Annotated in this window: 17 protein-coding genes and 4 tRNA genes; 15 read left to right on the top strand and 6 right to left on the bottom strand. The window is 58.2% G+C overall.

Annotated elements, in window-relative coordinates:
• Positions 1–79 precede the first annotated feature (79 nt).
• A complete protein-coding gene (locus tag DCO47_RS11300; protein WP_065615989.1) occupies positions 80–724 on the bottom strand; it encodes a YceH family protein in 645 nt (214 codons plus the stop codon).
• A 125-nt stretch (positions 725–849) separates the two neighbouring features.
• Here DCO47_RS11300 and DCO47_RS11295 point away from each other — a divergent pair, with 125 nt between their 5' ends.
• Entirely contained in the window at positions 850–1359 is a 510-nt protein-coding gene (locus DCO47_RS11295; protein WP_016775348.1) for a DUF1993 family protein, read from the top strand.
• A gap of 257 nt (positions 1360–1616) precedes the next feature.
• Here DCO47_RS11295 and sstT read toward each other — a convergent pair whose 3' ends face one another.
• Positions 1617–2849 (bottom strand): serine/threonine transporter SstT, encoded by a 1233-nt coding sequence (sstT, locus tag DCO47_RS11290; protein ID WP_116658113.1) that lies wholly within the window; start codon positions 2847–2849, stop codon positions 1617–1619.
• A gap of 306 nt (positions 2850–3155) precedes the next feature.
• Between sstT and DCO47_RS11285 the strand changes: the two genes are divergently transcribed.
• Positions 3156–4313, top strand: a complete 1158-nt coding sequence (locus DCO47_RS11285) for an MFS transporter (protein WP_042609158.1) — start codon at positions 3156–3158, stop codon at positions 4311–4313.
• On the opposite strand, the gene nhaR is transcribed toward DCO47_RS11285, so the two are convergent.
• On the bottom strand, positions 4308–5207 hold the full coding sequence (gene nhaR / locus DCO47_RS11280; RefSeq protein WP_042609159.1) for a transcriptional activator NhaR: 900 nt from the start codon (positions 5205–5207) through the stop codon (positions 4308–4310). The genes DCO47_RS11285 and nhaR overlap by 6 nt on opposite strands.
• Positions 5208–5340: 133 nt before the next feature.
• On the opposite strand from nhaR, the gene DCO47_RS11275 reads away from it, so the two are divergent.
• Both DCO47_RS11275 and DCO47_RS11270 read left to right on the top strand, forming a co-directional pair.
• Positions 5341–5583 carry a hypothetical protein gene (locus DCO47_RS11275; RefSeq protein WP_065615992.1) on the top strand — a complete coding sequence of 81 codons (243 nt, stop codon included), beginning with the start codon at positions 5341–5343 and terminating at the stop codon, positions 5581–5583.
• 29 nt (positions 5584–5612) lie between these two features.
• Positions 5613–6362: a TerC family protein gene (locus DCO47_RS11270; RefSeq protein ID WP_042609161.1), complete on the top strand. Its 750-nt coding sequence runs from the start codon at positions 5613–5615 to the stop codon at positions 6360–6362.
• 245 nt (positions 6363–6607) lie between these two features.
• On the opposite strand, the gene DCO47_RS27030 is transcribed toward DCO47_RS11270, so the two are convergent.
• Positions 6608–6775 (bottom strand): hypothetical protein, encoded by a 168-nt coding sequence (locus DCO47_RS27030; RefSeq protein WP_165839200.1) that lies wholly within the window; start codon positions 6773–6775, stop codon positions 6608–6610.
• A gap of 181 nt (positions 6776–6956) precedes the next feature.
• Between DCO47_RS27030 and DCO47_RS11265 the strand changes: the two genes are divergently transcribed.
• The 3 genes from DCO47_RS11265 (at position 6957) to DCO47_RS11255 (ending at position 8198) form a co-directional block, all read left to right on the top strand.
• Positions 6957–7682 (top strand): peptidase C39 family protein, encoded by a 726-nt coding sequence (locus DCO47_RS11265; RefSeq protein WP_177434334.1) that lies wholly within the window; start codon positions 6957–6959, stop codon positions 7680–7682.
• A gap of 90 nt (positions 7683–7772) precedes the next feature.
• Entirely contained in the window at positions 7773–7979 is a 207-nt protein-coding gene (locus tag DCO47_RS11260; RefSeq protein WP_042609163.1) for a DUF6021 family protein, read from the top strand.
• A 12-nt stretch (positions 7980–7991) separates the two neighbouring features.
• Positions 7992–8198: a hypothetical protein gene (locus DCO47_RS11255; protein ID WP_042609164.1), complete on the top strand. Its 207-nt coding sequence runs from the start codon at positions 7992–7994 to the stop codon at positions 8196–8198.
• Positions 8199–8256: 58 nt separating this feature from the next.
• Here the strand turns inward: DCO47_RS11255 and pbpG are convergent, their stop codons facing one another.
• Both pbpG and folD read right to left on the bottom strand, forming a co-directional pair.
• Positions 8257–9195: a D-alanyl-D-alanine endopeptidase gene (gene pbpG, locus DCO47_RS11250; protein ID WP_064363669.1), complete on the bottom strand. Its 939-nt coding sequence runs from the start codon at positions 9193–9195 to the stop codon at positions 8257–8259.
• Between the two features lie 231 nt (positions 9196–9426).
• Positions 9427–10281: a bifunctional methylenetetrahydrofolate dehydrogenase/methenyltetrahydrofolate cyclohydrolase FolD gene (folD, locus tag DCO47_RS11245; protein WP_039763375.1), complete on the bottom strand. Its 855-nt coding sequence runs from the start codon at positions 10279–10281 to the stop codon at positions 9427–9429.
• 275 nt (positions 10282–10556) lie between these two features.
• Here folD and DCO47_RS11240 point away from each other — a divergent pair.
• The 8 genes from DCO47_RS11240 to lon all read left to right on the top strand — a co-directional run bounded on the left by DCO47_RS11240 (position 10557) and on the right by lon (position 17431).
• Positions 10557–10633: transfer RNA gene (locus DCO47_RS11240), tRNA-Arg, on the top strand.
• A gap of 32 nt (positions 10634–10665) precedes the next feature.
• Positions 10666–10741: transfer RNA gene (locus DCO47_RS11235), tRNA-His, on the top strand.
• A gap of 57 nt (positions 10742–10798) precedes the next feature.
• Positions 10799–10883, top strand: a tRNA-Leu gene (locus DCO47_RS11230).
• Positions 10884–10960: 77 nt separating this feature from the next.
• Positions 10961–11036, top strand: a tRNA-His gene (locus DCO47_RS11225).
• Between the two features lie 400 nt (positions 11037–11436).
• The gene (gene tig / locus DCO47_RS11220; RefSeq protein ID WP_042609166.1) at positions 11437–12747 is read left to right on the top strand and encodes a trigger factor; all 1311 of its coding nucleotides are present in this window, start codon (positions 11437–11439) and stop codon (positions 12745–12747) included.
• Positions 12748–12839: 92 nt separating this feature from the next.
• Positions 12840–13475: an ATP-dependent Clp endopeptidase proteolytic subunit ClpP gene (clpP, locus tag DCO47_RS11215; protein WP_016775336.1), complete on the top strand. Its 636-nt coding sequence runs from the start codon at positions 12840–12842 to the stop codon at positions 13473–13475.
• A 112-nt stretch (positions 13476–13587) separates the two neighbouring features.
• Entirely contained in the window at positions 13588–14871 is a 1284-nt protein-coding gene (clpX, locus tag DCO47_RS11210; RefSeq protein WP_007951558.1) for an ATP-dependent Clp protease ATP-binding subunit ClpX, read from the top strand.
• A 163-nt stretch (positions 14872–15034) separates the two neighbouring features.
• The gene (lon, locus tag DCO47_RS11205) at positions 15035–17431 is read left to right on the top strand and encodes an endopeptidase La (RefSeq protein ID WP_016775334.1); all 2397 of its coding nucleotides are present in this window, start codon (positions 15035–15037) and stop codon (positions 17429–17431) included.
• Positions 17432–17448 lie beyond the last annotated feature (17 nt).

The raw sequence follows: 17448 nt of genomic DNA, 5'->3' as shown, positions 1-17448 counted from the left end.
AGCGGTATGTCGGTCAAATCCGCTGTGACTGACACACCGCTATCGCGAGCAGGCTCACTCCTACACGGGGATCCCAGGGTTATTCGAGACGGGCCAGGCGTTCTTCCAGCGCTGCAATCCGCGCTTCCAGTTCTTCAAGGCGCTCCAGCGAAACGCCACCGCTCGAACGCTCCCCGGGATTGTGCCGCGCCGCCAATATCGCCTCGATATCCGCCGGATCGCCCAGCGCATGGGTGTAGCGATCCTCGCGCTGCCCGGACTGACGCGGAATCAACACCGCCAGTCCACGAGCGATCAATCGCTCAAGCTGATGCACGACCTGTTCGCTATCTTCGAACTCATGCATGCGCCCGCTGCGGGTCAGCAGTTCATTGACGGTCTGCGGGCCGCGCAGAAACATCAAACCCGTCAGAATCACCTGTGCCGGCACCAGTTCCAGCGCCTTGTCGACCTTGTGCTCCCAGCGGTCGGCGCGGCTGCCCATGACCAGTCTGGTGAAGCCGCGACCTTCCAGCGCCCGCAGGCTCTGGCCAACCTGACCCTGATTGAGGTTCATCACCGGTTCGCGGCTGGTCTTCTGATTGCAGGCCAGCACCAGCGCGTTGAGGGTCAGCGGATAGGTTTCCGGGCTGGTGGCCTGCTTTTCGATCAGCGCACCGAGGATGCGGATTTCCGTGGCATTGAGCCGTGGCTGTTCGGCGGTGGATTCTTGTTCGTTGCTCATCGCGCGTTCCCTCTGCAGTCGAAGCCGCCTAGCCTAATCCTTGCCAAACAAAAGGCAAGCCGTGCGGTCATCAAGCATGGCTATAATCGCCACCACGTATTACCCAGCCATCACATGAGATTGCCATGACCATTTCACTGTACGCCGCATCCGTCCCGGTTTTTCAACAAATGCTCAACGCCCTGAGCGATGTGCTGAAAAAGGCTGAAGCCCACGCCAGCGCGAAAAACATCGACCAGAGCGTCTTCCTGCAAGCGCGGTTGTACCCGGACATGTTCCCGCTGGTGCGTCAGGTGCAGATCGCTGTGGATTTCGCCAAAGGCGTGTCGGCGCGTCTGGCTGAGGTCGAATTGCCGAAGTACGACGACACCGAAACCACCTTCGCCGAGCTGCAAGCGCTGATTGCCAAGGTTCTGGCCTTCATCGGCGAGATCAAGCCAGAGCAGATCGACGGCAAGGAAGGCATCGAAATCGTGACCCGTCCGGGCACGCCGAAAGAGAAGCGCTTCAGTGGTCAGGCGTATTTGCTGACTTACGGCTTGCCGCAGTTCTTCTTCCACGTCACCACCACTTATGCGCTGCTGCGTCATAACGGCGTTGAAGTGGGCAAGCGCGACTACATGGGCGCGTTCTAAGCCGGCAAAAGCCCCTCACCCTAAGCCTCTCCCGGAGGGAGAGGGGACTGACCGGGGGATATTGCAAGGTTACGCCGCCTTGAGAGATTTGCAGTGAATCCATAATCGACTGGATCGTTCAGGTCGACGTATCGCGCCAGACCCCTCGGTCGGCTCCCTCTCCCACCGGGAGAGGGCTGGGGTGAGGGGGTAGATTCCCAGCCACAAAAAAGCCCGCCAAGGTTCACACCAAGGCGGGCTTTTCGTTGCGCGAGAAATTACGCCGTGCGCTTAGCCTTCTCTTCCTCACCGAGGCAAGCCGCTGCGGTAAACAGCACATCGGTCGACGAGTTGAGCGCGGTTTCCGCCGAATCCTGCAGCACGCCAATAATGAAGCCTACCGCCACGACCTGCATGGCGATCTCGCTCGGGATGCCGAACAGGCTGCACGCCAGCGGAATCAGCAGCAGCGAACCACCGGCCACACCCGAAGCGCCACAGGCGCAGATTGCTGCGACGACGCTGAGCAGGATCGCGGTCGGGATGTCCACGGCGATGCCCAAGGTGTGCACGGCCGCCAGGGTCAGCACGGTGATGGTGATTGCCGCGCCCGCCATGTTGATGGTGGCGCCAAGCGGGATCGATACCGAGTAGGTGTCTTCGTGCAGGCCCAGGCGCTTGCTCAACTCCAGATTGACCGGAATGTTCGCCGCCGAGCTGCGGGTGAAAAATGCGGTGATGCCGCTTTCGCGCAGGCACATCAGGGTCAGCGGGTACGGGTTGCGGCGCAGCTTCCAGAACACGATCAGCGGGTTCATCACCAGCGCAACGAACAGCATGCAGCCCAGCAGCACGGCCAGCAGGTGCGCATAGCCGAGCAGCGCGCCGAAACCGGAAGTGGCCAGCGTCGACGCCACCAGGCCAAAGATGCCCAGCGGCGCGAAGCGAATCACTACGCGCACGATCAGGGTCACGCCGTTGGACAGATCATCGAGCACTTCGCGGGTGGTATCGCCGGCGTGGCGAATGGCGATGCCCATGCCGATCGCCCAGGCGAGAATGCCGATGAAGTTGGCATTCATCAGCGCGCTGACCGGGTTGTCGACAACACTCAGCAACAGGCTTTGCAGGACCTCGGTGATGCCGCCGGGCGCGGTGACCGTAACGTTGTCCGTGGACAGTACCAGGCTCGACGGGAAGCTCATGCTGACAACCACGGCCACCACCGCTGCGGCGAACGTGCCCAGCAGGTAGAGGAACAGGATCGGCCGAATGTGGGTTTCCTGGCCATGCTTGTGGTTGGCGATCGAAGCCATCACCAGCACGAACACCAGAATCGGCGCCACGGCTTTCAACGCCGAGACAAACACTTTGCCGATGAACGCGGTGGACTTCGCCGCTTCCGGGGCGAACAGAGCCAGGGCGATGCCGGCGATCAGGCCGATGACAATCTGGCTGACCAGACTGAGGTTTTTCAGGCGTTGCAAAAGAGAAGGGGATGAAGCGGTCATGACGGCATCTCTGTTTTTTATAGGGTGCGAAGCGTCGTGGGCAGTCACGAAACGCCTGTCGAAGTGACATCAACGCCGCCAAACGGCACGTTGATCAGCTGTACGATTTTCAGGGCGCGGACTTTATCACAGCGCAGGCGCCAACCTTCAGCCTGTGACGATCTGCCACCGCATCAACCGGGCAGATCGGCAGTTTTGGGCAACTCAGTGCAGACACAGTCTGTTAAGATTCGCCATCCTCATTTTCTAGTTCTGCCAGCGGGCCTCCGGGTCATCGCTGGCGTCGTCGTTTTGCTGGAGTTGCGCATGCTGTTGCCTATTCTTCTGTTGTCCGCCGCCGGGTTCACGGTGCTGACCACGGAATTCGTCATTGTCGGCCTGCTGCCGGCGATAGCCCGAGACCTCGAAGTCACCATCCCGCAAGCCGGGCTGTTGGTGACGTTGTTCGCCTTTACCGTGGCGCTGTTCGGCCCGTTCCTGACCGCGTATTTCGCCCGTTTCGAACGGCGCAGACTGTTCATCAGCATCCTGATCATGTTCGGCCTGGCCAACACAGTTGCAGCTTTGGCGCCGAACATCTGGGTGATGGCCATCGCGCGCTTGATTCCGGCGCTGGGCTTGCCGGTGTTCTGGGCGCTGGCCAGCGAGACGGCGGTGGACATCGTCGGCCCGGATTTCGCCGGTCGGGCGATTGCCAAGATCGGCTTCGGTATTGTCTGCGCCACGGTGTTCGGCATTCCGGTCGGCACGCTGATTTCCGACGCGTTCGGCTGGCGCAGCGCATTCGGCATTCTCGCGCTGATCGCGTTTGCCAAAGCCTTGCTGCTGTTTGTCTACCTGCCAAAAACCAGTCTGCACCAGCATCAGGTCAGCTTCCGTTCGCAATTCAAGATCCTGCGCAGCCCGTTGATGATCGGCCATATCGTGTTGTCGATTCTGGTGTTCAGCGGCATGTTTACCGCCTACACCTACCTCGCCGACATCCTCGAGCGCCTTGCCGGGTTCAACGGCACCGTAGTCGGCTGGTGCCTGATGGCCTTTGGCGCGGTCGGGCTGATTGGTAACTCGCTCGGTGGACGTGCGGTGGATCGGCATCCGCTGGGAGCGTCGGTGTTGTTCTGCGCGTTCATGATCGCTGGCATGGTCTCGCTGGTGCCGAACATTCATTCGCCCGTCGGCCTGGCAGTGGCGATGGGCATCTGGGGCGTAACCCAGGCGGCGCTGTTCCTGGTCAGCCATGTGCGCCTGATGAAAGCCGCGCCGCAAGCGCCTGCATTTGCCGCGTCGCTGAACATCGCCGGGGCCAACCTCGGCATCGGCCTGGGCGCGATGGTCGGCGGTCGGGTGATCGACAGTGCCGGTCTGGGCTTTCTCGGCTTCGCCGCTGCCGGCTTCATCCTGCTGTCGGTGTTCCTCGCCATGGTGCTGATGACGCTGAAGCCGCGTGAAGCCTGCGCTTCATAATCCGGTAAACAGCTCGCGTCGGGCACCCTCGGTAATCGCAACGATGCCAGGGTGCTTGACCTTGCGCTCCACCGAAATGGCGTAGAACGACTCGCTCACCGCGTCGGTCTGGCCAATCAGTTCGACGCCGTACTGACGCTTCACTTCCTCGGCAATCACGCTCGGGCCGATAAAGATCCCGCTGCCGGATTGGCCGAAGGCCTGCATCAAAGCACTGTCATCGAACTCGCCGACTATCTGCGGCTGGATCTGCTGTTCGGCGAACCAGCGCTGCAAGCGGCTGCGCACCACGGTTTCGGCTCCGGGAATCAACAGCGGCGCGCCGTGCAGGCTGCGCGGGAAGTCCTGGCCATACTGTGCGGCGAGTTCGGCGGTGGCGAAAAAACTGATACCGCATTCACCGAGCTTCTGGCTGTAGCCCTTGATGTCCAGATGCGAGGGCATCGGGCTGTCGGAAATCACCAGATCCAGACGTTGAATGGCCAGATCCGCGAGCAGGCGTTCGAGTTTGTCCTCGCGACAGGTGATGCGCAGCGGCTCGCTCAGCTCCATGGTCGGTGCGATCAGGCGATAGACAATGGATTTTGGCACCACATCGGCGACGCCAACCCGGAACAGGATCTGCTGCTCGTTGGGTTGCGCGCGCAGCATCAGCTCCAGCTCGCCGCCCAACTGAAACATCTGCTCGGCGTAGGGCAGGGCCTGGCGCCCGGCTTCGGTGAGCTCCAGCTGCCGGCCAACGCGACGAAACAGTTCCACGTTATAGGTTTGTTCGAGCAGGGAAATCTGCCCGCTGATGGTCTGCGGCGTCAGATTGAGCTGCTCGCAGGCGCGGACGATGCTGCCGGTTTTAGCCACGACCCAGAAGTAATGCAGTTGTCGGTAATTGAGCATATCGATCGCCACTTCGTGAAAACCGAAGTATAGCCGCTAAAAATACGAATTTTCCTGAACTGTTCATCTCCCTAGAATGCCCAGCCATCGACGGCCGGTGTGTGCGCCTGTCTGTTCATTCGAAGGAAACCTTATGAAATACACATTTCCCGCAGTGATGTTTGCGTCTTTACTGGTTCTGGCCGGTTGTGATCAGGCGGAAAAAAGCGCGCAGCAATTGATGGGCGCGGCGGCTGAGACCGCCAAGCAAGCGATCGACGACACCCACAAGGCCGCCGAGCAAGCGCTCAGCGATGCCACCGGTGGCTTGATCCAGAAAAAAGAAACACCGGAAAAACAAGCGGAAGAATCCGAATCTTCCTCCAAGACCATCTGAACCGTCTTACACAGAGTCAGGACTGACCCATGGAATATCTGTTAGAACTCGCCGCCAGCCCGACCGCCTGGGTTGCTTTGGCCACATTGGTGGTGATGGAAATCGTGCTCGGCATCGATAACCTGATCTTTATCTCGATCCTCACCAACAAATTGCCCGAGCAGCATCGGCAAAAGGCGCGCCGTATCGGTATCGGCATGGCCCTCATCCTGCGTCTGGCACTGTTGAGCACCATCGCCTTCATCGTTCAGTTGACCGAGCCGGTGATCGAAATCCTCGGCCATGCGTTCTCCTGGAAGGACATGATCCTCATCGCCGGTGGCCTGTTCCTGGTCTGGAAAGCCACGACCGAGATCCATCACAGCATGGACCCGGCGCCGGAAGATCCAAAGACCGCGACGTCGACCGTGACCTTGGGCTTCGCCGCGGCCATCGGCCAGATCCTCATGCTGGATATGGTGTTCTCGATCGACAGCATCATTACCGCTGTCGGCATGACCGAACACTTGCCGATCATGATCATCGCGGTGGTGGTGTCGGTACTGGTGATGCTGCTCGCGGCTGATCCGCTGGCCAAGTTCATCAACGACAACCCGACCGTGGTCATGCTGGCGCTGGGCTTCCTGATCATGATCGGCATGACGCTGATCGCTGAAGGCTTCGGCGCCCATGTACCGAAAGGTTATGTGTATGCGGCCATGGCGTTCTCGGCCGGTATCGAGGTGTTGAACATGATGTCGCGCCGGGCGAAGCAGAAGAAGGTTGCTCAGCAGGCGTAATGGCTGACAACAAAAAAACCGCTTGGGCTGGTTGAGTCCAGGCGGTTTTTTTTCGCTTTGATATTGGCGTTGTGTTTGAGAGCGAGCCCCCTCACCCCAGCCCTCTCCCGAGGGAGAGGGCTGGGGTGAGGGGCTCTTCAACTCCTGTGTTCGGCTCGATGATTGACGTCGGCGTAATTCAAAAGAACAACCCGGTCAGTTCCCTCTCCCTCCGGGAGAGGGCTAGGGTGAGGGGCTCTTGATCTTCAGTGCGCGGCAACGTGCCGTACGGAATGCTTCTCTGTCTTCTCAACCGTTGGCGTCTGCACCGGGTGATGATGCCGCCGGGAAATCCGCAACACGCCCCACAACATGGCAGTCGCCACGGCCAGCCAGCCGGCTATCAACATCACGATGGTCATGGTCAGGCTCATTGGTGCCTCCTCTTCGCCCTGCGTCGGGCGCTCGCTTTTCGCAATTCGCTCTATTTCAGTGACAGTCTAGTCAATGGGGTGTTTCAAGCTATTGACCAAAGGTCGTTAGTGACCAATCACTTTGCTCTATGTAATCGCGGTGTCTGCGGTTTAAGGCTATACCGCGAGCAGGTGCGGCTCTATGATCGCTGGCGTTGCCGGAACACGATGTCCGGCGTCTGTGAAGAGAGTGAAGATGGTGCAGGTATTTTCTCGAATGCGTGGGGGGTTGCTTATCGGCGCCTGCGTGGCGGCGCTGAGCGGATGCGCAGGCAATGTGGTGCCGGAAGTCAAGCGCTTGCCCGAGCGGGTTGAGCTCAGCGGCACTTTTTATCGCGGCGAAGCCAATCAGAGCGGACCACAGGTGCTGGCCAGTCTGCTGTCGCAACAAGGCATCGTGATCACTCCGGGACTTCTGGAAAAACCGCTGAACTTGCCGGGCGCTGAAGACAAGCTGCAGCAAAACATGCAGAACCTCGCCCGCGAATATGGCCTGGTGGTCTATCCGCTAGACAGCAAGCTGCCAGCCTTGTTGACTCAGGTTGCGGCAGGTTATCCGGTGATGGTGCGCTTCAGCGAGGGTTCGGCCTTTTGGGCTGAACCGCGTTACGCGATCCTCTCCGGCTACGACCGCAATAAGCAGAAGGTCCTGCTGCGCGCCGGCATGAATCGTCGGCAATTGATGGATTTTGGCAGCTTCGAGTCAGCGTTCGACAAATCCGGTGGCTGGGCGATTCTGATCCAGAAGCCGTCGCAAATCCCGGCCGCTGTAGACCGTGCCCGTTGGCTGAAAGCCGCCGATGAGCTGGCGCAGGCTGGTGAAGAAAACGCCGCGGCGCAAGCGAGAAAAGCTCTGGCGGCGCAGTAAGGCTCCGTTCGTCATCTGCCGGGCACGACTGCGGCCGGCAGGCCTCTGAAGATCAGTACCCGTGCTTCGCGGGTGAATCAAGGAGGCAACATGGCAGATTCCTCAACCCCGAAAGGCCCGCATTCGTCCGATCACTCCTCGGGTGATGATCTGGGATTCGATCCGGATTCGCCGGACCTTGACGATCCGCAAGTCGATCCGGTCGGTCCGGCCAAGGCGCCGCTGGATGTCGAGCCTGGTGAAGATCCGAAGAAACCGGCCAAGCCCTACGATCCGATGGCCGATCTGAAACCTTGATGCGAGGTGCGTATGAGTACCGATTCAAGCTTCGACGATCACAAACCTGACAGCGTCCCGACCACGCCAGAGCCAGACGTTGATCCGGTGCTGGATCCGGGCAGTCCGATGCGCGATCCACTGGCGCGGCCCAATGTGCTGACGCCCGACGTTTCGCCAGAGCCGAGCTCGGGCGATGGCATCCCCGATGACGACAAGATGCCGCTGCCCAACGACTGAAAAAGCAGCAGGCGAAAAAAAGCCCCGAAGACTCGGGGCTTTTTCATGTTCGCGGGATCTACTTTGCCGCTTCGACCACGCCACTCTGACGACTCTTGAGGTTTTTGTCGGCCTTGTATTGCTGGGCTACCGCAGGAACATTCGCGCTGCGCCCGGTCTCCACCCAGCTGCGGATACGGCTGGCATCGGCAAAATGCGTGTACTTGCCAAACGCATCGAGAATTACCAGGGCGACCGGGCGATTGCCCATCTTCGTCACCAGCACCAGGCAATGGCCGGCCGGATTGGTGAAGCCGGTCTTGGTGATCTTGATGTCCCAATCGGCCTTGTTGACCAGATGATCGGTATTGCGAAAGCCCAGGGTGTAGTTGGGCTTGCGGAACGCCACGGTTTTTTCCTTGGTGGTGGTCAACTGCACGAGTAACGGCTGCTTGTGCGCAGCCACCAGCAATTTGCTCAGGTCGCGGGCAGTGGAAACGTTGCGTTCCGACAGGCCGGTCGGCTCGACGAAGTGTGTGCTGGTCATGCCCAGCGCCTTGGCCTTGGCGTTCATCGCCGCAATAAAAGCTGCATAGCCGCCCGGGTAGTGATGCGCAAGGCTGGCGGCAGCACGGTTTTCCGAAGACATCAAAGCGATCAGCAGCATCTCGCGGCGCGGCAGCTCACTCTTGAGTTTGACCCGGGAGAACACACCCTTCATTTCCGGCGTGTTCCTGATATCGACATCGATCCATTCGTCCATGTTCTGTCGAGCTTCTACCACCACCAGGCCAGTCATCAGCTTGCTGACAGAGGCGATCGGCACGATCACGTCAGGGTTGCTGGAATAAATGACTTTATTGGTCTGCATATCCATGAGCAGGGCGCTGCCGGACGCGATCTTCAGGGTCGAGGCGTCGCGCGGGACAGCGGTGGTTTCCGCAGCGTTGATCGTTGGCGTGATGAATGTGCCTGTGAAAGCAAAAAACAGGCTCAGAATCGAGAGACGAATTTTCACGCGGGCGAACTCATAAGGGTTGGATATTCCGTTAGTTTGTAACGGGTTATTTCTTAAAACCGGCGCATTTTAGGAGTATGGCTGAAGAACTGTCGATGGTTGTTTGAGAGACCTGAAAATCTCGTGAAAAGGCCTGTAAAAAGAGCGGTTTCCGGCGAACGGTTGAAGTTTTTTCTCAGGCATGAAAAACCCCGCACAAGGCGGGGTTCCGATACGGTGGAAAAAAACCGGTCAGGCGTGCAGGGTTTCTGCCGCGTACAGGGTGTTTTCCAGCAGGCAGGCGCGAGTCATCGGGCCGACGCCACCCGGTACCGGGGTGATCCAGCCGGCGCGGGGCAGGGCGGTTTCGTAGACGACGTCACCGACCAGCTTGCCGTCGTCCTGACGGTTGATGCCGACGTCGATGACGATCGCGCCTTCCTTGATCCACTCGCCCTTGACCAGGCCCGGCTTGCCGGCGGCAACGACCACCAGATCGGCTCGGCCGACGTGACCGGCCAGATCCTTGGTGAAGCGATGGGTCACGGTGACGGTGCAGCCGGCCAGCAGCAGTTCCATGGCCATCGGGCGACCGACAATATTGGAGGCGCCGACGACCACGGCGTCCATCCCATAAAGGTCAGCACCGGTGCTTTCGAGCAGGGTCATGATGCCTTTCGGGGTGCACGGGCGCAGCAGCGGAATGCGCTGGGCCAGACGACCGACGTTGTAGGGGTGGAAACCGTCGACGTCTTTGTCCGGGCGGATGCGCTCCAGCAATTTGGACGCATCGAGGTGCTCGGGCAGAGGCAGTTGCAAGAGAACGCCGTCGATGGCCGGGTCGTCATTGAGACGATCGATCAGATCGGTCAGGGCGTCCTGAGTGGTGTCGGAGGGCAGGTCGTAGGCTTGAGAGAGGAAGCCAACCTCTTCACAGTCTTTACGCTTGTGCGAGACATAAACCTGAGAGGCAGGATCGCTGCCGACCAGGATCACCGCGAGGCCGGGGGTGCGCAGGCCTTGCTGGCGACGCTCGGCAACTCGTTGGGCGATCTGCTGGCGCAGGCTGGCGGCGATCGATTTGCCGTCGATTAGTTGTGCAGTCATTGCGCGTGATTAACCATCGAGAGGGGAAAAAATGAGAACGCATTCTCGCATGTCGAGCGGTGAGGGCAAAGGCGCTTGGTCAGCAAATTCCGCTAACTCCTTTAATTAAATGAATTTTTTTCAAAAAGGATTTGACGACCTTTGGAGCCCTCTATACTATTCGTCGCACTTGTCGGGCACAGCCTAGCACTGGTTAAGAAGGTGAAGCGGAATCAAGGTTCTGCGACACTGGAAAGCACTTAGTTTGTAGTCCTTTAAGAGTACAGATTAACAAGGCGCCCGTAGCTCAGCTGGATAGAGCATCCGCCTTCTAAGCGGATGGTCGCAGGTTCGAGTCCTGCCGGGTGCGCCATTAGGCAGCTTTGGCACAAGTAACGCGATATGGTGGGCGTAGCTCAGTTGGTAGAGCACGGGATTGTGACTCCCGTTGTCGTGGGTTCGATCCCCATCGTCCACCCCATATTTCGAAAGGCGCCAGATTTAACGGTCTGGCGCCTTTGCTTTAAAAGCTTCATCCGCGGATGTGGTGGAATTGGTAGACACACTGGATTTAGGTTCCAGCGCCGCGAGGCGTAAGAGTTCGAGTCTCTTCATCCGCACCAAATAAAGCTTCATTTGTGCTTCGGGCCTGATGAGGTTTCGACAAAGAAGTTGTTTGGCTTTTTTGTTACGCAATATGGTGGGCGTAGCTCAGTTGGTAGAGCACGGGATTGTGACTCCCGTTGTCGTGGGTTCGATCCCCATCGTCCACCCCATATTTCGAAAGGCGCCAGATTTAACAGTCTGGCGCCTTTTTTGTTTTAGTGGTTCTGAAATCCGGTTATGGCCGGATTCAGGTCGCAGGGCAGGGCACTTCATCGAATTTACAGGTTCCGATGGGGCTGAGCTGCTCGCTGTTCCGGTCATTGCCGGTATAGCTGTCAGGGCCAATTGATTGTCCTTCTATATATAGAAGGGTTGATGCAGAGCCCTGAAGTGATCGCTTGTATTCGCCTGTGGAGTGCGCGGCATTCGTGCGGCGCTCCCTATAAATTGCCTGCTGTTTTTTTACCCGTTTCCAGTAGGGTGACTTCTTGAGTTTGACCCACTAGAATGCATGCCCTTGATTCTGGGGTCGGAAACGGCCGGCTAACGTCTGTGCAACGAGGAATATCCATGCAAGTTTCTGTTGAAAATACTACTGCTCTCGAGCGCCGCATGAGCGTCACCGTGCCGGCAGAGCGCATAGAGACTCAGGTCAACAAGCGTCTGCAGCAGACTGCCCAAAAGGCCAAAATTGCTGGCTTCCGTCCAGGCAAAGTGCCAATGAGCGAAATCAAGCGCCGTTTCGGTGCTGACGCGCGCCAGGAAGCGGTAGGCGACGTGATCCAGTCTTCGTTCTACGAAGCTGTGGTCGAGCAGAAGCTGAACCCAGCCGGTTCGCCTTCGATCGAGCCAAAATCCCTCGAAGCGGGCAAGGACCTGGAATACGTGGCCGTATTCGAAGTGTTCCCTGAGTTCACCGTTGCCGGTTTCGAAGGCATCACCGTTGAGCGCCTGAGCGCTGAAGTGGCTGACGCTGACCTGGACAAGATGCTGGACATCCTGCGCAAGCAGAACACCCGTTTTGAAGTGGCCGATCGTGCCGCCCAGAACGAAGACCAGTTGAACATCGATTTCGTTGGCAAGGTCGACGGCGAAGTGTTCGCTGGCGGTTCCGCCAAGGGCACTCAGCTGGTACTGGGTTCCGGCCGCATGATCCCGGGCTTCGAAGAAGGCCTGGTCGGCGCTAAAGCTGGTGAAGAGCGCGTTCTGAACCTGACCTTCCCTGAGGACTATCAGAACCTCGACCTCGCTGGCAAAGCGGCCGAGTTCACCGTGACCGTCAACACTGTGTCCGAGCCTAAGCTGCCTGAGCTGAACGAAGAGTTCTTCGCTCAATTCGGCATCAAGGAAAGCGGCATCGACGGTTTCCGCACCGAAGTTCGCAAGAACATGGAGCGTGAACTGCGTCAGGCGATCAAGTCCAAGGTCAAGAATCAGGTCATGGACGGTCTGCTGGCCACCAACCCGATCGAAGTGCCAAAGGCCCTGCTGTCCAACGAAGTTGACCGTCTGCGCGTGCAGGCTGTTCAGCAGTTCGGTGGCAACATCAAGCCAGACCAACTGCCGGCCGAGCTGTTCGAAGAGCAAGCCAAGCGTCGCGTCGTGCTGGGCCTGATCGTCGCTGAAGTGGTCAAGCAGTTCGATCTGAAGCCTGACGAAGCTCGCGTTCGCGAAATGATTCAGGAAATGGCTTCCGCTTACCAGGAGCCAGAGCAGGTCGTGTCGTGGTACTACAAAAACGAGCAGCAACTGAACGAAGTGCGTTCGGTTGTGCTGGAAGAACAAGTTGTGGATACTGTTCTGCAGAAAGCTAGTGTGACCGACAAATCGGTCTCCTACGAAGAAGCAGTCAAGCCGGTAGAAGCTCCAGCAGCCGACTGATTGATTTTGCGTTAGAAGTGCACACCATAAGCCAGCTCTCGAGCTGGCTTATGCGTATTCAAGACATAACTATTTGGGAGCGACTGCAGAGCATGTTCCGTAATTCTTATATTCAGCAGAACTCTGATATCCAGGCCGCCGGCGGCCTGGTCCCGATGGTTGTCGAGCAGTCCGCTCGTGGCGAACGCGCCTACGACATCTACTCGCGCCTGCTCAAGGAGCGAGTGATCTTTCTGGTGGGCCCGGTAGAGGACTACATGGCCAACCTGATCTGTGCGCAACTGCTGTTCCTTGAAGCGGAAAACCCGGACAAGGACATCCATCTCTACATCAACTCGCCGGGCGGTTCGGTGACTGCAGGCATGTCGATCTACGACACCATGCAGTTCATCAAGCCGAACGTATCGACCACCTGCATCGGTCAGGCCTGCAGCATGGGCGCATTCCTGCTCACCGCAGGTGCTCCGGGCAAGCGTTTCTGCCTGCCGAACTCGCGCGTGATGATTCACCAGCCACTGGGTGGTTTCCAGGGCCAGGCGTCGGACATCGAAATCCACGCCAAGGAAATCCTCTTCATCCGCGAGCGTCTGAACATGCTGATGGCCAAGCACAGCGGCCGTACTCTGGAAGAAATCGAGCGCGACACCAATCGCGACAACTTCATGAGTGCCGAAGCTGCGAAGGAATACGGCCTGATCGATGAAGTGATCAACCAGCGTCCAGCTTAATATAAGCAGCGCAAAACAGGCCTGATCGGCATGTCCGATCAGCGGCGGGCTTGAAAAAGCCCGCAATAGCCTTCATCTTGTGTTGCAAGCCTATCGGATTTGGATCGAACGAATGACTGACACCCGCAACGGCGAGGACAACGGCAAGCTGCTCTATTGCTCCTTCTGTGGCAAAAGCCAGCATGAAGTGCGCAAATTGATTGCCGGCCCCTCGGTCTTTATCTGCGACGAGTGCGTCGACCTGTGCAATGACATCATCCGCGAGGAGGTGCAGGAAGCACAGGCCGAAAGCAGCGCGCATAAATTGCCTTCGCCTAAAGAAATCAGCGGCATCCTTGACCAGTACGTCATTGGTCAGGAGCGTGCGAAAAAGGTTTTGGCCGTAGCGGTGTACAACCACTACAAGCGCCTGAACCAGCGTGACAAAAAGGCTGACGACGTCGAACTCGGCAAGAGCAACATCCTGCTGATCGGCCCGACAGGCTCTGGTAAAACCCTGCTGGCCGAAACGCTGGCCCGCTTGCTGAACGTTCCGTTCACCATCGCCGACGCAACCACCCTCACCGAGGCCGGTTACGTGGGTGAAGATGTCGAGAACATCATTCAGAAGCTGCTGCAGAAGTGCGATTACGACGTAGAGAAAGCCCAGATGGGTATTGTCTACATCGACGAAATCGACAAGATTTCCCGCAAGTCCGACAACCCGTCGATCACCCGTGATGTTTCCGGTGAAGGCGTGCAGCAGGCCTTGCTCAAGTTGATCGAAGGCACGGTCGCCTCGGTACCGCCGCAAGGTGGCCGCAAGCATCCGCAGCAGGAGTTCCTGCAGGTCGACACCCGTAACATCCTGTTCATCTGCGGTGGTGCGTTCTCAGGCCTGGAAAAGGTCATTCAGAACCGTTCCACCAAAGGCGGCATCGGCTTCAACGCCGAAGTGCGCAGCAAGGAAGAAGGCAAGAAAGTCGGTGAATCCCTGCGTGAAGTCGAGCCTGACGATCTGGTCAAGTTCGGTCTGATCCCGGAATTCGTCGGTCGTCTGCCGGTCCTGGCGACACTGGACGAGCTCGACGAGGCTGCGCTGATGCAGATCCTCACCGAGCCGAAAAATGCTCTGACCAAACAGTATGCCAAGCTGTTCGAGATGGAAGGCGTGGACCTGGAATTCCGTTCCGACGCGCTGAAATCGGTCGCCAAGCGTGCCCTGGAACGTAAAACCGGTGCTCGTGGCCTGCGTTCGATTCTCGAAGGTGTGCTGCTCGACACGATGTATGAGATCCCCTCGCAGTCCGAGGTGAGCAAGGTCGTGATCGATGAAAGCGTGATCGAAGGCAAGTCCAAGCCACTGTATATCTACGAAAACAGTGAGCCGGCGGCCAAGGCAGCGCCGGACGCGTAAGCGTCCACCGCGCCGCAACAAAGAAGGGGCCTTCGGGCCTCTTTTTTTTTAAGTCGTTTTTTACCTCCGCTTTACGCTTGTTTTTTTTCGAGGCAGCCCCCATCTTGGTTTCAAGCTCAATTCCATCTGATTACGGCCATATGGCCGCCGTAGAGGCGAAATCATGAAGACAACCATCGAATTGCCTCTCCTGCCATTGCGTGATGTCGTGGTTTATCCGCACATGGTTATCCCGCTGTTCGTGGGGCGCGAGAAATCCATCGAAGCCCTCGAGGCCGCGATGACGGGTGACAAGCAGATTCTGCTGCTGGCCCAGCGAAACCCGGCTGACGATGATCCCGGTGAAGACGCTCTCTATCGCGTAGGTACGATTGCTACCGTTCTGCAGCTGCTGAAGCTGCCTGATGGCACGGTCAAGGTTCTGGTCGAAGGCGAGCAGCGTGGTACCGTCGAACGCTTCAGCGAAGTCGATGGCCACTGCCGCGCCGAAGTCTCTTTGATCGAAGAAGTCGATGCCGCCGAGCGCGAGTCGGAAGTCTTCGTGCGCACGTTGCTGTCGCAGTTCGAACAATATGTGCAGCTGGGCAAGAAGGTCCCGGCTGAAGTCCTGTCATCCCTCAACAGCATCGATGAGCCGGGTCGCCTGGTCGACACCATGGCCGCGCACATGGCGCTGAAAATCGAGCAGAAGCAGGAAATCCTCGAGATCATCGATCTGTCGGCCCGTGTCGAGCACGTGCTGGCGCTGCTGGACGCCGAAATCGACCTGCTGCAGGTTGAGAAACGCATTCGCGGTCGCGTCAAAAAGCAAATGGAGCGGAGCCAGCGCGAGTACTACCTGAATGAGCAGATGAAGGCCATTCAGAAAGAGCTCGGCGATGGTGACGAAGGCCACAACGAAATCGAAGAGCTGAAAAAGCGCATCGATGCTGCCGGCCTGCCGAAAGACGCACTGGCCAAAGCCACCGCCGAGCTGAACAAGCTCAAGCAAATGTCGCCGATGTCGGCTGAAGCCACCGTGGTGCGCTCGTACATCGACTGGCTGGTGCAGGTGCCGTGGAAGGCGCAGAGCAAGGTACGCCTCGATCTGGCCCGTGCTGAAGACATTCTCGACGCCGATCACTACGGTCTTGAAGAGGTCAAGGAACGCATCCTTGAATACCTCGCCGTGCAAAAGCGCGTGAAGAAAATCCGTGGCCCGGTGTTGTGCCTGGTCGGTCCTCCAGGTGTGGGTAAAACCTCGCTGGCGGAGTCGATTGCCCACGCCACCAATCGCAAATTCGTGCGCATGGCCCTGGGCGGTGTTCGCGATGAAGCGGAAATTCGTGGCCATCGCCGGACCTACATCGGTTCGATGCCGGGAAGATTGATTCAAAAAATGACAAAAGTGGGCGTTCGTAACCCGCTGTTCCTGCTCGATGAAATCGACAAGATGGGCAGCGACATGCGTGGCGACCCGGCGTCTGCGTTGCTGGAAGTGCTTGATCCCGAGCAAAACCACAACTTCAACGATCACTATCTGGAAGTCGACTACGACCTGTCCGATGTGATGTTTCTGTGCACCTCGAACTCGATGAACATCCCGCCAGCGCTGCTGGACCGGATGGAAGTCATCCGTCTGCCGGGTTACACCGAAGACGAGAAGATCAACATTGCCGTGAAATACCTGTCGCCAAAACAGATCGCCGCCAATGGTCTGAAGAAGGGCGAGCTGGAGTTCGACGAGGAAGCGATCCGCGACATCATCCGTTATTACACTCGTGAAGCGGGTGTGCGTGGCCTTGAGCGGCAGATTGCCAAGGTCTGCCGCAAGGCGGTCAAAGAGCATGCGCTGGAAAAACGTTTCTCGGTAAAAGTGACAGCTGATCTGCTTGAGCACTTCCTGGGCGTGCGTAAATTCCGCTACGGTTTGGCCGAGCAACAGGATCAGGTGGGGCAGGTGACTGGCCTGGCATGGACTCAGGTTGGCGGCGAATTGCTGACGATCGAAGCCGCTGTGATTCCGGGCAAAGGCCAGCTGATCAAGACCGGTTCGCTCGGTGATGTAATGGTCGAATCGATCACTGCCGCGCAGACCGTGGTCCGCAGCCGCGCCAAGAGCCTGGGCATTCCACTGGACTTCCACGAGAAGCGCGACACCCACATTCACATGCCGGAAGGGGCGACGCCGAAAGACGGTCCTAGCGCTGGCGTCGGTATGTGCACGGCGCTGGTCTCGGCATTGACCGGTATTCCGGTGCGCGCCGACGTCGCCATGACCGGTGAGATCACCTTGCGTGGGCAGGTGCTGGCGATTGGCGGCCTGAAAGAAAAACTGCTGGCGGCGCATCGCGGCGGAATCAAGATTGTGATTATTCCGGAAGAAAACGTCCGCGATCTGAAGGAGATTCCTGACAATATCAAGCAGGATCTGCAGATCAAACCGGTTAAATGGATTGACGAGGTCCTGCAAATTGCGCTGCAATACGCGCCGGAGCCCTTGCCGGATGTGGCTCCAGAGATAGTTGCCAAGGACGAAAAACGCGAGTCTGATGCCAAGGAAAGAATTAGCACGCATTAATACGTTTTAGCCTGGGG

The sequence above is a fragment of the Pseudomonas sp. NDM genome, from assembly GCF_003105095.1.
Taxonomy (GTDB): domain Bacteria; phylum Pseudomonadota; class Gammaproteobacteria; order Pseudomonadales; family Pseudomonadaceae; genus Aquipseudomonas; species Aquipseudomonas moraviensis_A.
This window is presented reverse-complemented; position numbering and strand designations above follow the sequence as displayed.